This is a genomic window from Pseudarthrobacter sp. CC4 (assembly GCF_048957775.1).
Taxonomy (GTDB): Bacteria; Actinomycetota; Actinomycetes; order Actinomycetales; family Micrococcaceae; genus Arthrobacter.
The window spans coordinates 1-15,969 of record NZ_JARCCZ010000022.1; the positions used below are offsets into that span (position 1 = coordinate 1).

Below are 15,969 nucleotides of genomic sequence, written 5' to 3' on the forward strand. Positions count from 1 at the left end.
CCGAACTCGCCCACATCGCCGACGGCATCCAGGACTCCGGCACCACCCGCCAGGAAGCCAGCTCACTGCTCGCCGCCCGTTCCTGAGCTGCGCACCGCCACAAAATCACAGCGCCACCCAAGGGCCGGCACCGGAAGACTCCGGTGCCGGCCCTTGGGCTTTGGTCACGTAGAATTGAGGAACTATGGCGAAATCCCCTGATTCCAGCAACTCCACTCCGTCTGGCTCCAGCGCAGTCAAGCGTGGCCTCTTCTCGCGGAAGCCCAAAGAGGCCAAGGTCAAGAAGCCCAGCCGGCTCAAGCAGATCGGCGAAGTCTTCACCATGACGCGCCGTCATGACCCCATGGTTCCGTGGCTTATGCTGCTGGTCTTCCTTGGCGTTGTGGCTGTCAGCTTCCTGGTCGGCTTCTGGCTGGACAACTGGATCACCGGCCTGATCATCGGCATCCCGCTGGGCCTGCTCGGTGCCACGTTCATCTTGTCGCGCCGGGCCGAGCGTGCCGCCTTCGCGCAGATCGAGGATCAGCCCGGCGCCTCCGGCGCTGCCCTGGGCACCCTGCGGCGCGGCTGGATCACCGAGGAACAGCCCGTTGCCGTCAACCCCCGCACGCAGGACGCCGTCTTCCGCGCAATTGGCCGTCCCGGCGTCGTGCTCGTCAGCGAAGGCCCCACGCACCGCGTAAAGCCGCTGCTGGAGGCCGAGCGCAAGCGCCTCGCGCGCATCCTGCCCAACGTCACCGTGCACGTCATTGAAAGCGGCCGCGGCGAGGGCCAGGTTCCCCTCAGCGAAGTGGCCAAGAAGATGGGCAAGCTCAAGAAGGAACTGACCAAGCTTGAGGTGAATGCGGTGTCGAAGCGGATTGCATCCCTGGGCAACCGCCTCCCGATTCCCAAGGGCATTGACCCCTACAAGGCGCGTCCCAACCGCGGACGCTAGGTTTTGAACCCGCCCCGGTTCCGGCTTAGGCCGGCAGCCGGGGCGTTTTCTTTGCAGCCCCCAAGGCAGGACAGGACAACACCATGACCCTCACCAAAGCAGTGATCCGCGCGTTCCGGATCCTGGCCGTCGCGGAAGCCTTCAGCTGGGCGGCCCTCCTCATCGGCATGTACTTCAAGTGGATCGCCGGCACCACGGAAATTGGCGTCCAGGTGGCGGGCCCCATTCACGGAGCCCTGTTCGTGGGGTATGGCGTCTGCGCCCTGGGACTCTGGCGGCTGCAGCGTTGGCCCTTTGTGGTGGCCCTGTTCGCGGGTCTGTCCGCCGTGTTCCCGTTCGCCACCATCCTGTTCGAACGGTGGGCAGGACAGCGCCGGTACCTCAGCGTTGCCGGGGCACCTTCCGGCGCAGCCACTGTCCGGGAACCAAGTTCGGTCTAGCCTGCCGGGTGCGCGCCGCGCCGCCGGGACTTCGAGCCCCTAGCGGCGGAGCAGCAGCGTATTCATTGCCTTGTCGTGGAGGCCACGGTGGTCAGGATCGAAAATCACCGCGGGAATCACCAGGCAAAGCAGCAGGGACCTCACCAGTGCGGCCAGCGGACCCGGCGCACCACCCCCGGCCCTCACCACGTGGATGCCCACCGCACGGTGTCCAATGCTGTAGCCGAGGGTCCCTACCAGCAGGGCCTGTTCTACGGCGAAGATTGCCAGGGTGGCCCAGGCGTCGCCCGCGAAGGCGAAGTTGCTGATCAGCAGCGCAACGGTCCAGTCGATCGTGATCGCGGCGATCCTGCGGCCCGCCCGCGCAATGGAGCCCGGCCCTGACTCCGGCAGTCCCAGCCGCTCCCCCGGATACTTGGATATGCCCGAGGTGTCGGGGCCGGAGAGCCAGGAGCCGATGTCTTTGCGATCTACCACCGTCCAAGTTTAGCGACTTCCTGCCGACCACACTGTGGATGGGGTTAGACCACAGTGTGGACAGAGGATAGCGTTGCCATATCAGGGCATTCTGTAACCTGCCCGAAACAATGCGGACATGGACGGGAAATGCCGCGTCCATAGGCTGTTACCAGTTTCAAGCAATCCGCCGGAAGGCAAGACACAGCAGGTAGTACACGGCAGGCTATTGCGGCAGGGTACTGAAGGCAGGGGAACACCGCGTTGTTTCCCTGCCTTCGGATTGCGCTGGATCAGCTGGCTTGCACGCCAGATATTTACATATGCGTAAGGAGCATAGATGTTCAAGACTGCGGACGAAGTCCTCAAGTTCATCAAGGACGAAGATATTAAGTTCGTCGACATCCGTTTCACCGATCTTCCGGGCGTCCAGCAGCACTTCAACGTCCCCGCGAAGAGTGTTGACGCCGACTTCTTCATCAACGGCCAGCTCTTCGACGGATCCTCCATCCGCGGCTTCCAGGGCATCGCTGAGTCTGACATGCAGCTCATCCCCGACGTCACCACGGCGTTCCTGGACACCTTCCGCATGGAGAAGACCCTCGCGCTGAACTTCTCCATCGTCAACCCGCGCACCGGCGATCCGTACCACCGCGACCCCCGCGGCGTTGCCGAGAAGGCTGAGGCGTACCTGGCATCCACCGGCATCGCGGACACCGCGTTCTTCGCTCCCGAAGCCGAGTTCTTCGTGTTCGACAACGTCCAGTACCAGTCCTCCCCGCAGGGCAGCTTCTACAAGATCGATTCCGAGGAAGCCCACTGGAACACCGGCCGCGAGGAAGAGGGCGGAAACCTCGGCTACAAGACCCCCGTCAAGGGCGGTTACTTCCCGGTCTCCCCCACCGACAAGCAGGCTGACCTCCGCGACGCCATGTGTGTTGCACTGGACGAAGCCGGCCTCGAGGTCGAGCGCAGCCACCACGAAGTTGGCTCCGCCGGCCAGGCTGAGATCAACTACAAGTTCACCACGCTGACCCACGCTGCCGATGACCTGCAGAAGTTCAAGTACGTCATCAAGAACACCGCAGACGCCTGGGGCAAGTCCGTAACCTTCATGCCCAAGCCGGTCTTCGGCGACAACGGATCCGGCATGCACTGCCACCAGTCGCTCTGGAACGGTGGCGAGCCGCTGTTCTACGACGAGAAGGGCTACGCCGGCCTGTCCGACACCGCCCGCTGGTACATCGGCGGCCTGCTCAAGCACGCCTCCGCCGTCCTGGCCTTCACCAACCCGACGGTGAACTCCTACCGCCGCCTGGTCAAGGGCTTCGAAGCTCCGGTCAACATGGTCTACTCGCAGGGCAACCGCTCCGCCGGTATCCGTATCCCCATCACGGGCACCAACCCGAAGGCCAAGCGCATCGAGTTCCGCGCGCCGGACCCCTCCTCCAACCCGTATCTGGCGTTCGCTGCCCAGCTGATGGCCGGCATTGACGGTATCCGCAACCGCATCGAGCCCCCGGCCCCGATCGACAAGGACCTCTACGAGCTCCCCGCCGAAGAGGCCAAGGACATCCCCAAGGCTCCGGGCACGCTTGAAGAAGCACTGGAGGCCCTGCGCGAGGACAACGAGTTCCTGCAGGCCGGCGGTGTCTTCACTCAGGACCTGATCGATACCTGGATCGAGTACAAGTACGAGAACGAGATCCGCCCGCTGTCCCTGCGCCCGAACCCCTACGAGTTCGAGCTCTACTACGGCGTCTAGTCCCGGACCTGTTCTCCAGGACTCCTAAGGCAGCGAAGGCGGCCACCGGATATCCGGTGGCCGCCTTTTGCGTGCCCGGGAAAGTCGCACCCGGGACGGAAATGGAGGTGGGGGCCCGGTTCCAGACGTGCTGAGACCGGGAACCGGACCCCCTGACGAATGCCCCCCGGGATGAAGACCGTTCCAGCCTTCCCCCCAACAAGGTTGGAGAACACCGCCAATCCACATGATCGGGCAATCGCTTTCTCAGTGCAAACGGCGCCCCCGCGCCGAGACGCTATTGTGGCCGAAAACTTCGGAACATGATGCGTTGGGGTCCTGCCGCCCCTCCGGTGTACTGGCCCCGGTCCTCGAACCCGGCCCGGCGGTAGGCGGACACGCCCGCAGGATTGGCTTCGTTGACTGAAAGGACGACGCCGGCCTCCCGGGTTTGGTGCCGGGCGGTGAGTTTTTCAGCGGCCGCCACAGCGGCGGCTGCGGCGAGGCCGCCGAGCCCGCGGCCTTGTTCCCGCCGGTCGATCAGGAAACCCCTCAGCAGCCACGCAGACGCCTCGTCCGGCCATCCTGCCAGGCGTGCTGCCCCGGCCTGCAGGGTCAGCACGCCGACGGCCCTGCCGGCGCACTCAATGACGTAGGGCCGCCGCGATTCCTCAGCCAGTCCTGCCAGGGCCATCCGGAGCGGGTCACCGACGAACCGCTCCTGCCCGGGGCCCGGCTCCAGGGTTGCCACGGCTCCCAGCTGGACAGCCCGGGCGTCGGCGTCAAGGTCCTGGAGCGGGATGAGCCATACGCTCCGGCCCATGCCGCTCAGGCCTGCGGCCCGGCGGAATTGCCGCCAGCTGCGGACTCGGCCGGCGGACCGGCCGGATCCATCCACATCACTTCCCAGAGGTGGCCGTCCGGATCCTGGAAGCTGTGGTTATACATGAATCCGTAGTCCTGGGGTTTCTCGGACGGGGACCCGCCGGAGGACAGGGCGGTCCTGACGGCCTCGTCCACGGCCTCCCGGCTATCCACGGAGTAGGCGATGATCGCCTCCGCGGAGCCCTTGCTGTCCGCAACGCCCTTGGAGGTGAAGGTCTTGAAGAAGGACTCCACCAGCAGCATGACGTAGGCGTTCTCGTTGACGACCATGCAGGTGGCATTCTCGTCGGTATAGTCCGGGTTGAAGGAGAAGCCAAGGGCCGCAAAAAAGTCCACCGAGCGTTTCAGGTCTTTGACGGGCAGGTTGAAATAGATTTGGGTTGCCATGGGCTCAAAGTAGCACCGGCCAGGGCGGGTGTCAGCCACTCGCAGCCATCGCCAGGGAGGCGTCCGGCTGCCTGGGGCGGCTACTGTCCGTAAAAAACCCGCTCGAAGACTGCCCGGGCCCGCCTGCTGACCCGCAGGTAGTCCTCTTCAAGGACGGCTGCCTGGCCGGGCTCGTACCCGCACCACCGCGCCACGGCTTCCAGGTCGCGGCGGGAAGAGGGCAGCAGGTCCGAGGCCTTGCCGCTCCAGATCACGTTGGCGGACCGGATGCGGCTGGCCAGGCGCCACGCACGGGCCAGGAGGTCGGCATCCGCCCGGGCCAGCAAGCCCAGCTGGGCGGCGGCTTCCAGCGCCGCAAGCGTCGAGGTTGTCCGCAGTTCGGGGTGCCGGCCGGCGTGCCGAAGCTGGAGTAGCTGCACCAGCCATTCGACGTCGCTCAGCCCGCCGCGGCCCAGTTTCAGGTGCCGTGCGGGATCTGCCCCGCGGGGAAGCCGTTCTGCCTCCACGCGCGCCTTGATCCGCCTGATCTCCCGCACGTCGGTATCCGCAATGCTTTCCGGGTACCTGATGGGGTCAATGAGCTCGATGAAATCCTTGGCAAGATCGTCGTTACCGGCCATGGGGCGTGCCCTCAGGAGCGCTTGGGCTTCCCAGATCAGGGACCATCTCCGGTAGTACTCGGCAAAGGAGTCCAAGGAGCGGACCATGGCCCCGTTCTTTCCCTCCGGCCGCAGGTCCGCGTCCATTTGCAGGACGCGCTCGGCCATGATGGCCGGCTTAAGGGGCTGCGTCAGCAGGGTGGAGACCTTCGCGACGATCCGTGCGGCCTGCTCCTGCGCTTCCTCCTGGCTGAAACCGGGCAGGGCCCTGTGCACATACATAACGTCCGCATCCGAACCGTAGCCGATCTCGCGGCCGCCCTGCCTGCCCATGGCCACCACCAGGACGGCCGTCTTAAGCGGCCCGCCGGCGGAGACGATGCCTTCGGCCACCCGCAGGGCACCCAGGACGGCAGCACGGTCGGTGTCCGCCAGCGCCGTCCCCACCCGGTCCTGGGCCAGTAGCCCGGCTGAATCTGCCACGGCGATCCGGAGGATTTCCCGCCGCCGAATCAGCCGGATCAGCCGCATGGCACTCTCCGGATCCGCATGCCGGGACATCTTGGAGGTGATCTCCTGCCACTGCGCTTCGAAGCTCAAGGGGACCAGGTCCTTGTCGTGGCCCAGCCAGGCCACGGACTCTGGCGAGACCTCCAGGAGATCGGCTATCAGCCTGGAATTCGAGAGCACGTGGCACAGGCGTTCTGCTGCGGCGCTGGAGTCCCGGAGCATTCCCAGGTACCAGTGCGTGGTTCCCAGGGCTTCACTGACGCGCCGGAACGCAAGCAGCCCGGCATCCGGGTCCACGCCCTCGGCCAGCCAGTCCAGCAGGATTGGCAGCAGCTGCCGCTGCAGGGCGGCGCGCCTGCTGACCCCCGCCGTGAGTGCCTCGATGTGGCGCATGGCGCCCTGCGGATCCCGATATCCGAGGGCTGCCAGCCTGCCCTGGGCGGCTTCCGGGGTCAGCTTCGCGTCCTCGCTGCTGAGCTTGGCCGCCGTGTTGAGCAGCGGCCGGTAGAAGATACGCTCGTGCAGTTCCCGTACCGAACGCTTGGTTTTCTGCCACGTGGCCAGCAGTGCGTCAGGATGGGGCCGCTCGTTTGAGAAGGGCCCCAGCACGGCCTTGGCCAGCGACCGGAGGGCCGGTTCAGCCACCGGCATGAGATGGGTCCTGCGCAGCTGGAAAAGCTGGATGCGGTGCTCCAGCAGCCGCAGGTACCTGTAGGCGTTGTCGAACGCAGCAGCGTCGGCGCGCCCGATGTACCCTCCGGCGGACAGCGCGGCGATGGCAGAGGTGGTGTCACGCCGTCGCAGCGTTTCATCTGCCTTTCCATGCACAAGCTGAAGGAGTTGGACGGTGAACTCAACGTCGCGGAGCCCGCCGCGGCCCAGTTTGATCTGCCGCTGCTCCTCCGCGGCCGGAATGTGCTCGGTGACCCGGCGCCGCATCGCCTGGACGGATTCCACGAAACCGTCACGGCTTGCCGAACTCCAGATCAGCGGCGCGACGGCTTCCTCGTAGCGGCGGCCCAGGGCGGCGTCACCGGCAATGGTCCTCGCTTTCAGCAGTGCCTGGAACTCCCAGCTTTCGGCCCAGCGGGCATAGTACGTCTCGTGCGAGGCCAAGGTGCGCACCAGGGGCCCCGACTTACCTTCCGGCCGCAGGTTGGCGTCCACCTCCCACAGGCCCGGTTCGCGCGCCACGGAGGAAATGGCACGGGATATGCCGCTGGCAAGGGCAGAGCCGATGGTGCTCGCCTGCGCGTCCTCAAGGGCGCCGGGGTCCACGACGTAAATGACGTCGACATCGGAAATGTAGTTCAGCTCCCGGGCGCCGCATTTGCCCATGCCGATGACGGCCAGTCCGACGCCGGCGACGGCGTCCGCGCCGTACTGGCCGGCGGCTTCGGCACGCGAGACCGCGAGGGCCGCCTCGATGGCTGCCCCGGCGAGGTCTGCGAGTTCGCCGCCCACGGCCGGCAGGAAGTCCAACGGATCGGCGGCGCACAGGTCCTTGACGGCGAGGTCCACCACCCCCCTGCGGTAGGCCGTGCGCAGGGCGGCATAGGCGTCGGCTCCGGTGCTGGTTGCCATCGGGCGCTCGGCACGCGGGTCGGCGCCCACGGACTGCAGGAGGACTTCGCGCAGGGTGGCAGGATCGGACTGCAGCGGCTCGGGGCTCGCCCGGACCCGGAAGGCCTCCAGGTGTTCCGGGTGGCGGATCAGGAACTCCCCCAGCGCCTCGGACGCACCGAGCACCCTGTACATCGGTTCGCTGGTGTCGGGGTCGGCGGCGGCCAGGTCCCGGAGGTCCGGGTGCTTTTCGATCAGGCGGACCAGGGACTGGAGGGCAGTGTCCGGGCTGGCTGCCATGTGCAGGCCCGCGAACAGCCTGTCCTGGTCCAGTCCTTCCAGCTCCGGGGCAGCCAGGAACCGCTCACCCTTTTCAAGGTCGCTGAAACCGGCCGCAATGAGGCGGCGTGCCAGGCTCACGCCCGCCGCCTAGAGGATGCCGAGGTTGCGCTGCAGCTCGTAGGGCGTCACCTGCAGGCGGTAGTCCTGCCACTCGGCGCGCTTGTTGCGCAGGAAGTGCTCAAAAACCTGCTCTCCCAGGATCTGCGGCATCAGTTCGGACTCTTCCATGGTCCGGATGGCGTCATGGAGGCTTGCGGGAAGCGGATCGTGGCCCATGGCGCGGCGTTCCGCCGAGCTGAGCGACCAGACGTCGTCCTCGGCGGCGGCGGGAAGGTCGTAGCCTTCCTCGATGCCCTTCAGGCCGGCGCCCAGCAGGACGGCGTAGGCCAGGTAGGGATTGGCCGCGGAATCGATGCCGCGGTACTCGATCCGGGCGGACTGGCCCTTGCCCGGCTTGTACAGCGGAACCCGGACCAGCGCCGAGCGGTTGTTGTGCCCCCAGCTCAGGTAGCTGGGAGCTTCCCCGCCGCCCCAGAGCCGCTTGTAGGAGTTGACGAACTGGTTGGTCACCGCAGTGAATTCGGGGGCGTGCTTGAGGATGCCTGCGATGAACTGGCGGGCGGTCTTGGACAGCTGGAACTCCGCGCCGGCCTCATAGAAGGCGTTGGTGTCCCCCTCGAACAGGGAGAAGTGTGTGTGCATGCCGGATCCGGGATGGGCGGTGAACGGCTTGGGCATGAAGGTGGCGTAGGTGCCCTGCTGGAGTGCCACTTCCTTGATCACGGTGCGGAACGTCATGATGTTGTCCGCCGTCTGCAGTGCATCCGCATAGCGGAGGTCGATTTCGTTCTGGCCGGGGCCTGCCTCATGGTGGCTGAACTCCACCGAGATGCCCACGGATTCGAGCATTGTCACTGCCGTGCGGCGGAAGTCCTGTGCCACGCCGCCGGGAACGTGGTCGAAATAGCCGCCCTCGTCCACCGGCACGGGTGCACCGTCCGGCCCGGGTTCCTGCGACTTGAGGAGGTAGAACTCGATTTCCGGGTGGGTGTAGCAGGTGAAGCCCATGTCCGCCGCCTTCGCGAGGGTCCGCTTCAGCACGTTGCGCGGATCCGCCGCGGACGGCTCGCCGTCGGGCGTGAGGATGTCGCAGAACATCCTGGAGGTCTGCTCCGTTTCGCCGCGCCACGGCAGGATCTGGAACGTGGAGGGATCAGGCTGGGCCAGCATGTCGGATTCGAACACCCGGGCCAGGCCTTCGATCGCGGAACCGTCGAACCCCAGGCCTTCCTCGAAGGCGCCCTCAACTTCAGCGGGGGCAAGTGCCACGGACTTGAGCGAGCCCACGACGTCGGTGAACCACAGGCGTACGAACCGTACGTCGCGCTCTTCGATTGTGCGCAGGACAAACTCTTGCTGGCGGTCCATGATGGCCTCTTCTCCGGTCAACGTCCATGCTCCGGGTCCGCAGAGGGGAAAAGCCGGCAGCAGTTCACCAACACTGTACTAAGCATTCGGCCCCGATGCTGGAGCCTGCCCCGCGCGTAACACAGCGTTAACACCTCCCCGCCCGATTTTGCCTCCGGAGTGCACCCCTCGCCCGCTTCCGGGGACCTGCTCCAGCGCCTTTCTATGACGCTTATCACCACCGGGGGCGATGACCGCCGGTAGCTAGGACGGCCGGTACCGCACTACGCTCGTGCCATGGCCTCAAGCAACAGCTCCGATTCCAGCATGTCCGCCGACGTCCCCGCCCCCTACGGCAGCGGGCCCGGGCAGGCGGCTGCGTCCGCTTCGGAACGGAAGCCCGCCAAGGTCCGCATCCACCACCTCCAGCAGGCCAAGAGGGACGGGACCAGGTTCGCGATGCTGACCGCCTATGAGCAGTACACGGCGGAGATCTTCGACGCTGCCGGCATAGAGGTGCTCCTCGTGGGCGACTCGGCGTCGAACAACGTCTTCGGCAACGAAACAAGCCTTCCGGTGACCGTGGACGAGCTGCTCCCGCTGTGCCGGGCGGTGGCGCGGTCCGCCAAGCGCGCGCTGATCGTGGCCGACCTGCCGTTTGGAAGCTACGAGGTTTCCCCTGAGCAGGCCGTGGCCGCGGGTGTCCGGTTCCTCAAGGAAGGCCTGGCGCACGCCGTGAAGATCGAGGGCGGCAAATACTATGCCCCCACCGTAAAAGCCATGGTGCAGGCCGGCATTCCGGTGATGGCGCACATCGGCTTCACCCCCCAGAGCGAGCACGCACTGGGCGGGTATCGCGTCCAGGGCCGCGGCGGCGACGCACAGCGGTTGATTGACGACGCCGTCGCGCTGGCTGATGCGGGGGCCTTCAGCGTGCTGATGGAAATGGTTCCGGCCGAAACGGCGGCCGCAGTGGATGCGGCGGTCTCCGTTCCCACCGTAGGGATAGGCGCCGGCAAGGAAACAACCGGGCAGGTGCTCGTCTGGCAGGACATGGCGGGGCTTCGGGGCGGCCGGATGGCCAAGTTCGTCAAGCAGTACGCGGACCTGCGGAGCACGCTGATGGATGCGGCCACTGCCTACGCCGAGGACGTCAGGTCCGGCCGGTTCCCCGGTCCTGAGCACTCCTTCTAGCGCCGGACAGGTTCCACCGCCGGGCGGCCGGCCGCCGGCAACGCACGCCCGCACCAGGCGGGCCTGCCATCCCCGCGGTCAGTCGTCGTCGTCCTTTTCCCACGCCTCGTTGCGGGCACGGACCTTTTCAAGGGCGTGTTCGGCTTCTTCCCGCGTCTTGTAGGGCCCGATCAGCTGGCTCCAGTCGGACAGCCGGTCCTCTTCGATCTCATGCGTCCTGACGTTGTACCAGTACTCAGTCATCGTTGCTCCTCGTTCCGGCGGCGGGGAAGCAGCGGCGTGATCCGCGTAACGTAGATTCTTTCGCAGGTCCCGCGCGGCTTCCGGTTGTTTGGCGTTCTGCAGTGCCTTATATGATCAATCTATGCCTTCCCTTGCCTCGACTGCACCCATCGGCACCCTCACCCCGGGGACCATAGGTCCGCAGCGTCCCGTCCCGGCGTCCATCCCCCGGCCGGAGTACGTGGGCAAGCCTGCCCCGGCAAAGTTCACCGGCTCCGAGGTCAAATCCCCCGAAACGATCGAAAAGATCCGGGTAGCTTCGAAGATCGCCGCCCAGGCCATCGTGGAAGTGGGCAAACACATCCAGCCGGGCGTCACCACGGACCAGCTGGACAAGGTGGGCCACGAGTTCCTCCTTGACCACCACGCCTACCCTTCCACCCTGGGCTACCGGGGCTTCCCCAAGTCGCTGTGCGCGTCCCTGAACGAGGTCATTTGCCACGGCATCCCGGACAGCACCGTGGTCCACGACGGCGACATCCTCAACATCGACATCACCGCCTTCATCAACGGTGTCCACGGAGACACCAACTACACCTTCCTGGTGGGCGATGTGGACGAGGAATCCCGGCTGCTGGTGGAACGGACACAGGAGTCGCTGAACCGGGCCATCAAGGCAGTGGCACCGGGCCGGGAAATCAACGTGATCGGCCGCGCCATCCAGTCCTACGCCAAGCGCTTCGGCTACGGTGTTGTGCGGGATTTCACCGGCCACGGCGTGGGTGAAGCCTTCCACACAGGGCTCATCATTCCGCACTACGACGCCGCCCCGGCCTACAACACGGTGATCGAGGCCGGCATGGTCTTCACCATCGAGCCGATGCTGACGCTCGGCACCGTGGAGTGGGACATGTGGGCGGATGACTGGACAGTGGTCACGAAGGACCGGAAGCGCACTGCCCAATTCGAGCACACCCTGCTGGTGACGGACTCCGGCGCGGAGATCCTGACCCTGCCGTAGCCTGTTCACCTGGCCTCCAGCCTGATGTACTGATCGCTGCACGCCCTCCCCGGTTCCTGACCGGACACCAATCCCAGGCGGCTTTCCGGCCGCTCCTACCCTGCCCGCCTCTGCCACGAACGGATACCCATTGGCCAAGAATGACGAAAAGTCGAACAAGAACGCCCCCCTGATCGGCATCGACATCGGTGGCACCGGAATCAAGGGCGGCATCGTCGACTTGAAGAAGGGCAAACTGCTGGGTGAACGGTTCCGGGTCCCCACCCCCCAGCCGGCTACCCCGGAATCCGTTGCCGAGGCCGTGGCGCTGGTGGTTTCCGAGCTTTCTGCCCGGCCCGAGGCCCCGGCCGCCGGCTCGCCCGTGGGCGTGACCTTCCCCGGCATCATCCAGCACGGCGTGGTGCACTCCGCGGCCAACGTGGACAAGAGCTGGCTCAACACGGACATCGACGCGCTCCTGACCGCCCGGCTGGGCCGGCCGGTAGAGGTCATCAACGACGCCGACGCTGCCGGGCTGGCGGAAGCCCGCTACGGCGCCGGGGCCGGCGTCAAGGGCACCGTCCTGGTGATCACCCTGGGCACGGGAATCGGTTCGGCCTTTATCTTCGATGGCAAGCTGGTCCCCAATGCTGAACTGGGACACCTGGAAATCGACGGCCACGACGCCGAATCCAAAGCCTCGGCGGTGGCACGGGAACGCGACGGGCTGTCCTGGGACGAATACAGCGTCCTGCTGCAGCGCTACTTCTCCCACGTCGAATTCCTGTTCTCGCCCGAACTGTTCATTGTGGGCGGCGGCATCTCCAAGCGTGCCGACGAGTACCTGCCCAACCTTCGGCTCCGGACCCCCATCGTGCCGGCGGTCCTTCGCAACGAGGCCGGCATCGTAGGTGCCGCCATCGAAATCGCCCTGAAGCACAAGCTCGCAAAATAGCAAAAGCCGTGCCGCCGCCAACTGCCCGGCAGTCGACGGCGGCACGGCTCAGTCTTTCGGTGGCGGCTGCGGCTTCCCCTCCGCTGACGCCACCGGAGACTACAGGGGGCTCTTCTCGGAGCTCTTCGGGCCCTTCGCGGCAATTCCCGGGGCGCCATCCTCTTCCTGCCGGAGCAGGGCGATGGCGGTTTCGAAGTCCTCAAGGGATTCGAAAGCCTGATAGACGCTGGCAAACCGCAGGTAGGCGACCTTGTCAAGCTTCTGCAGCGGACCGAGGATGACCAGGCCCACCTCGTGGGCGTCGATCTCGGCAGCGCCAGAGGAACGGATCTGCTCTTCGACCTCCTGCGCCAGCAGCGCGAGGTCGTCTTCGCTGACGGGCCGCCCTTGGCAGGCCTTCCGTACTCCGTTGATCACCTTGCTGCGGCTGAAGGGCTCCCCCACGCCGGACCGCTTGATCACGGAAAGGCTGGTGGTTTCCACCGTGGTGAATCTCCGGCCGCATTCCGGGCACTGCCGGCGCCGGCGGATGGCTGAACCGTCATCCGCCATGCGGCTGTCCACTACCCGGGAGTCCGGGTTGCGGCAGAACGGACAGTACATAGTGCCACCCTCCTTCCCAGGCGCCAGTGCAGGCGCAACTTCAGCGCCTCCATTTTATGTCCTGGGAACCGCTAATAACAAGCGTGTAATACTACATGTTGTGGTTGGGGCTACTAGATATCGGTTCCTGGGGGTTTTTCAGGCGAACCTGGCCGTCACTGCCTCCCCGTGCGCGGGAAGGTCCTCCGCGCCGGACAGGCTGACGATGTGCCCGCTGACCTCGGCCAGCGCTTCCCGGCTGTAGTTGACCACCTGGATGGCCCGCAGGAACGTGGTGACGTTCAGGCCGGATGAGAAAGCGGCGGTGCCGCTGGTGGGCAGGACGTGGTTGGACCCCGCGCAGTAGTCCCCCAGGCTGACGGGGCTGTAGTCGCCCACAAAGATGGCGCCGGCGTTCCGGATCCTGGCGGCGACGCCGGCGGCGTCCCGGGTCATGATCTCCAGGTGCTCGGCCGCATAGGCGTCGCAGGCGGCGATGCCCTGCTCCAGGTTGTCCACCAGCACCACCCCGGACTGCGGGCCGGACAGCGCTTCGAGGACGCGCGCCGAGTGCTTGGTTGCCGCCGCCTGGCGGCCGAGTTCGGCGCGGACCGCCGTGGCGAGGTCCTCGGAATCGGTGATCAGCACCGAGGCCGCCTTGGGGTCGTGCTCAGCCTGGCTGATGAGGTCGGCGGCCACGAGGGCCGGCCGGGCCGTGGAGTCTGCCAGGATGGCGATCTCCGTAGTGCCGGCCTCCGAATCGATCCCCACGACGCCCTTGACCAGGCGCTTGGCGGTGGCAACGAAAATATTGCCCGGCCCGGTCACCACATCCACCGGCTCCAGCGCCGGGCCGGCATCCGTTGCCTCAACACCGTAGGCGAACGCGGCGATGGCCTGGGCGCCGCCGATGGCATACACCTCGGTGATCCCCAGCAGTGCGGCGGCGGCAAGGATGGTGGGGTGCGGCAGTCCCGCGAACTCCTTCTGCGGAGGCGAGGCCAGGGCAATCGAGCGCACCCCTGCAGCGAGGGCCGGAACAACGTTCATGATCACGGAGGACGGGTAGACGGCGAGGCCGCCGGGGACGTAGAGTCCCACCCTCGCAACCGGCACCCAGTTCTGCGCCACCACGGCCCCGTCGCCGAGCCGGACCTCGATGTTCCGGGGACGCTGGCCGTCGGCGAAGCGCCGTGCGCGGCTGATGGACTCCTCCAGTGCGCTGCGGACGGACGGCTCGAGTTCCTCGAGCGCGGCGGCCAGGGCCTCCTGCGGAACCAGCGGGTGGCGCTGCTGCACGCCGTCGAAGCGAAGGGCCAGTTCTCCCAGTGCCTCGAAGCCGCCCCGCCGGACGGCCGCAATGATGTCCAGGACCTTTTCTTCAGCGTCCGCCACGGTCTGGCCCTGGGCCCGCGGGACAGCGGCGCGCAAGCCGGCGAGGGTCAGGCTTTGGCCGCGCAGGTCAACGGTGCGGAAGTTTACGACGGCGGCGGCTGGGCTGGCGGGATTCTCCGAAGAAATGGTCACTGGTCTATTTTACGGGCCCCGCCGCAGCGTGCCGCGACTGGTGGGTGCCGTCGTCGGACTTCCCGCCCAGGAGGTTAAGAAGCTCCAGCGCGAAAACGGACACGGCCGCGGCGGCGGGCCACAGGAGCAGCACCGGCCAGGCGCGCAGCGAAAAAGCGATGCTGGCATTCGCCGAGGCATCGACGGCGGGCGCCCATAACTGCGCGCTGAGGAGCCCCGCCTGCCAGGCGACCACTGCGCCGCACAGGGCACCAGCCAGGCCCATCAGGAGGTCCGCCTGCGGATCCGCGCGCTTCCGGTCCGCCAGGAAAACGGCCAGGAGGCACCCGGCAAGGACCAGCAGGCCGGCCAGCGTCAGGTCCCGCGGGAGCCAGACCACCGGATTGGTGCCGCTGGAGAGGGCCGGATCCCGGGTGACCAGGTTGAGGCCGCCAGGAGCCAGGAGCCACCACAGGATGCCCACCGGGACACCCGCCGCTGCAGGGACCGCGAACAACGCCCAGGACAGCCGCGGGCGCGTGCGGCGGGTGGCTTTCGTCATGCAACAAACCTTAACAAATGTTCCGGCAGGATAGCCGCCGTGCGCGGGCTCCAGGGGATTCTCCACCGGCGCGCCGGACCCATACCCTTGAAGGAGAACATAAATACCAAACCATCCAGCCCACCAGGAGTTTCCGTGACAACAGCTGACGTTCCGTTCGAACGGACGTTCAAGGAGATGTTCCGGCGCCATGCCGCCGGCGTCGCCATCATCACGGTGAACTACCAGGACCAGCCCTACGGTTTCACCGCCACCTCGGTTGCCTCGCTTTCCGCGCAGCCGCCGCGCTTCACCTTCAACATGGCCCGCAGCTCACGGTCGTGGCCGGCCGTGGCAAACACCACCTACCTGGGGGTCCATATGCTGGGCCTGGAGAACCAGCAGCTCGCTGACAGGTTTGCCGGTGCCGGCAACCGCTTTGAGGGGGACCACTGGGAGGTGGGTCCGCACGGCGTGCCGGTGCTTAAGGGCGTAGCCGGTTGGCTGATCGGCGAAGTGCAGATGCGCCTGTCCTTCGAAAACAACGCCGTTGTGGTGGTCCAGGTGGTGGACGGGCAGGTGGGCGGGGACGGCTCTCCCCTGTTGTACCACGGCGGGGCGTACGGCCAGCCGGTCCCGCTGGATTACGAGATCTGAGGCACTAGCTCCGGACGACGACGGCGGTACTTGCCGCCCGCC

The 15,969-nt window shown here is 66.5% G+C and carries 16 protein-coding genes; 7 read left to right on the forward strand and 9 right to left on the reverse strand.

The genetic code is table 11. From position 1 onward, the window contains the following. The first annotated feature begins 184 nt into the window (after positions 1-184). Both PV768_RS15410 and PV768_RS15415 read left to right on the forward strand, forming a co-directional pair. Positions 185-937 (forward strand): DUF4191 domain-containing protein, encoded by a 753-nt coding sequence (locus tag PV768_RS15410; protein WP_157238492.1) that lies wholly within the window; start codon positions 185-187, stop codon positions 935-937. 83 nt (positions 938-1,020) lie between these two features. Next, positions 1,021-1,377, forward strand: coding sequence for a DUF3817 domain-containing protein (locus PV768_RS15415; RefSeq protein ID WP_157238493.1), 357 nt, complete (start codon positions 1,021-1,023; stop codon positions 1,375-1,377). 39 nt (positions 1,378-1,416) lie between these two features. Here PV768_RS15415 and PV768_RS15420 read toward each other — a convergent pair whose 3' ends face one another. Continuing rightward, entirely contained in the window at positions 1,417-1,854 is a 438-nt protein-coding gene (locus tag PV768_RS15420; protein ID WP_321215938.1) for an RDD family protein, read from the reverse strand. A gap of 319 nt (positions 1,855-2,173) precedes the next feature. Here PV768_RS15420 and glnA (PV768_RS15425) point away from each other — a divergent pair, with 319 nt between their 5' ends. Beyond that, positions 2,174-3,598, forward strand: coding sequence for a type I glutamate--ammonia ligase (gene glnA, locus PV768_RS15425; RefSeq protein ID WP_139028876.1), 1,425 nt, complete (start codon positions 2,174-2,176; stop codon positions 3,596-3,598). Positions 3,599-3,875: 277 nt separating this feature from the next. Here glnA (PV768_RS15425) and PV768_RS15430 read toward each other — a convergent pair whose 3' ends face one another. The 4 genes from PV768_RS15430 to glnA (PV768_RS15445) all read right to left on the reverse strand — a co-directional run bounded on the left by PV768_RS15430 (position 3,876) and on the right by glnA (PV768_RS15445) (position 9,291). Continuing rightward, positions 3,876-4,400: a GNAT family N-acetyltransferase gene (locus tag PV768_RS15430; protein ID WP_157238494.1), complete on the reverse strand. Its 525-nt coding sequence runs from the start codon at positions 4,398-4,400 to the stop codon at positions 3,876-3,878. Positions 4,401-4,405: 5 nt separating this feature from the next. Beyond that, a complete protein-coding gene (locus tag PV768_RS15435) occupies positions 4,406-4,849 on the reverse strand; it encodes a VOC family protein (protein WP_421093454.1) in 444 nt (147 codons plus the stop codon). An 80-nt stretch (positions 4,850-4,929) separates the two neighbouring features. Beyond that, positions 4,930-7,941 (reverse strand): bifunctional [glutamine synthetase] adenylyltransferase/[glutamine synthetase]-adenylyl-L-tyrosine phosphorylase, encoded by a 3,012-nt coding sequence (locus PV768_RS15440; protein ID WP_421093455.1) that lies wholly within the window; start codon positions 7,939-7,941, stop codon positions 4,930-4,932. Positions 7,942-7,950: 9 nt separating this feature from the next. Then, complete coding sequence (gene glnA / locus PV768_RS15445) at positions 7,951-9,291, reverse strand: type I glutamate--ammonia ligase (protein WP_157238496.1); 1,341 nt, start codon at positions 9,289-9,291, stop codon at positions 7,951-7,953. A gap of 276 nt (positions 9,292-9,567) precedes the next feature. Between glnA (PV768_RS15445) and panB the strand changes: the two genes are divergently transcribed. Further along, a complete protein-coding gene (gene panB / locus PV768_RS15450; protein ID WP_157238497.1) occupies positions 9,568-10,464 on the forward strand; it encodes a 3-methyl-2-oxobutanoate hydroxymethyltransferase in 897 nt (298 codons plus the stop codon). Between the two features lie 78 nt (positions 10,465-10,542). Here the strand turns inward: panB and PV768_RS15455 are convergent, their stop codons facing one another. Then, on the reverse strand, positions 10,543-10,707 hold the full coding sequence (locus tag PV768_RS15455; protein WP_120691318.1) for an SPOR domain-containing protein: 165 nt from the start codon (positions 10,705-10,707) through the stop codon (positions 10,543-10,545). A 121-nt stretch (positions 10,708-10,828) separates the two neighbouring features. Here PV768_RS15455 and map point away from each other — a divergent pair, with 121 nt between their 5' ends. Continuing rightward, complete coding sequence (map, locus tag PV768_RS15460) at positions 10,829-11,707, forward strand: type I methionyl aminopeptidase (RefSeq protein ID WP_157238498.1); 879 nt, start codon at positions 10,829-10,831, stop codon at positions 11,705-11,707. Between the two features lie 130 nt (positions 11,708-11,837). Continuing rightward, a complete protein-coding gene (gene ppgK / locus PV768_RS15465) occupies positions 11,838-12,641 on the forward strand; it encodes a polyphosphate--glucose phosphotransferase (protein WP_157238499.1) in 804 nt (267 codons plus the stop codon). Between the two features lie 99 nt (positions 12,642-12,740). On the opposite strand, the gene nrdR is transcribed toward ppgK, so the two are convergent. The 3 genes from nrdR to PV768_RS15480 all read right to left on the reverse strand — a co-directional run bounded on the left by nrdR (position 12,741) and on the right by PV768_RS15480 (position 15,291). Then, positions 12,741-13,244, reverse strand: a complete 504-nt coding sequence (gene nrdR, locus PV768_RS15470) for a transcriptional regulator NrdR (RefSeq protein WP_421093456.1) — start codon at positions 13,242-13,244, stop codon at positions 12,741-12,743. 138 nt (positions 13,245-13,382) lie between these two features. Next, positions 13,383-14,750 carry a histidinol dehydrogenase gene (gene hisD, locus PV768_RS15475; protein ID WP_321215935.1) on the reverse strand — a complete coding sequence of 456 codons (1,368 nt, stop codon included), beginning with the start codon at positions 14,748-14,750 and terminating at the stop codon, positions 13,383-13,385. A gap of 4 nt (positions 14,751-14,754) precedes the next feature. Beyond that, positions 14,755-15,291 (reverse strand): hypothetical protein, encoded by a 537-nt coding sequence (locus tag PV768_RS15480; RefSeq protein WP_157238501.1) that lies wholly within the window; start codon positions 15,289-15,291, stop codon positions 14,755-14,757. Between the two features lie 177 nt (positions 15,292-15,468). On the opposite strand from PV768_RS15480, the gene PV768_RS15485 reads away from it, so the two are divergent. Continuing rightward, positions 15,469-15,927 carry a flavin reductase family protein gene (locus PV768_RS15485; protein WP_104999690.1) on the forward strand — a complete coding sequence of 153 codons (459 nt, stop codon included), beginning with the start codon at positions 15,469-15,471 and terminating at the stop codon, positions 15,925-15,927. Positions 15,928-15,969 lie beyond the last annotated feature (42 nt).

Bases quoted from the DNA above. Each gene is read 5' to 3' on its own strand.
- PV768_RS15410 (WP_157238492.1), top strand. From the start codon at position 185: ATGGCGAAATCCCCTGATTCCAGCAACTCCACTCCGTCTGGCTCCAGC.
- PV768_RS15415 (WP_157238493.1), top strand. From the start codon at position 1,021: ATGACCCTCACCAAAGCAGTGATCCGCGCGTTCCGGATCCTGGCCGTC.
- glnA (WP_139028876.1), top strand. From the start codon at position 2,174: ATGTTCAAGACTGCGGACGAAGTCCTCAAGTTCATCAAGGACGAAGAT.
- PV768_RS15430 (WP_157238494.1), bottom strand. From the start codon at position 4,400: ATGGGCCGGAGCGTATGGCTCATCCCGCTCCAGGACCTTGACGCCGAC.
- PV768_RS15435 (WP_421093454.1), bottom strand. From the start codon at position 4,849: ATGGCAACCCAAATCTATTTCAACCTGCCCGTCAAAGACCTGAAACGC.
- glnA (WP_157238496.1), bottom strand. From the start codon at position 9,291: ATGGACCGCCAGCAAGAGTTTGTCCTGCGCACAATCGAAGAGCGCGAC.
- panB (WP_157238497.1), top strand. From the start codon at position 9,568: ATGGCCTCAAGCAACAGCTCCGATTCCAGCATGTCCGCCGACGTCCCC.
- PV768_RS15455 (WP_120691318.1), bottom strand. From the start codon at position 10,707: ATGACTGAGTACTGGTACAACGTCAGGACGCATGAGATCGAAGAGGAC.
- map (WP_157238498.1), top strand. From the start codon at position 10,829: ATGCCTTCCCTTGCCTCGACTGCACCCATCGGCACCCTCACCCCGGGG.
- nrdR (WP_421093456.1), bottom strand. From the start codon at position 13,244: ATGTACTGTCCGTTCTGCCGCAACCCGGACTCCCGGGTAGTGGACAGC.
- PV768_RS15480 (WP_157238501.1), bottom strand. From the start codon at position 15,291: ATGACGAAAGCCACCCGCCGCACGCGCCCGCGGCTGTCCTGGGCGTTG.
- PV768_RS15485 (WP_104999690.1), top strand. From the start codon at position 15,469: ATGTTCCGGCGCCATGCCGCCGGCGTCGCCATCATCACGGTGAACTAC.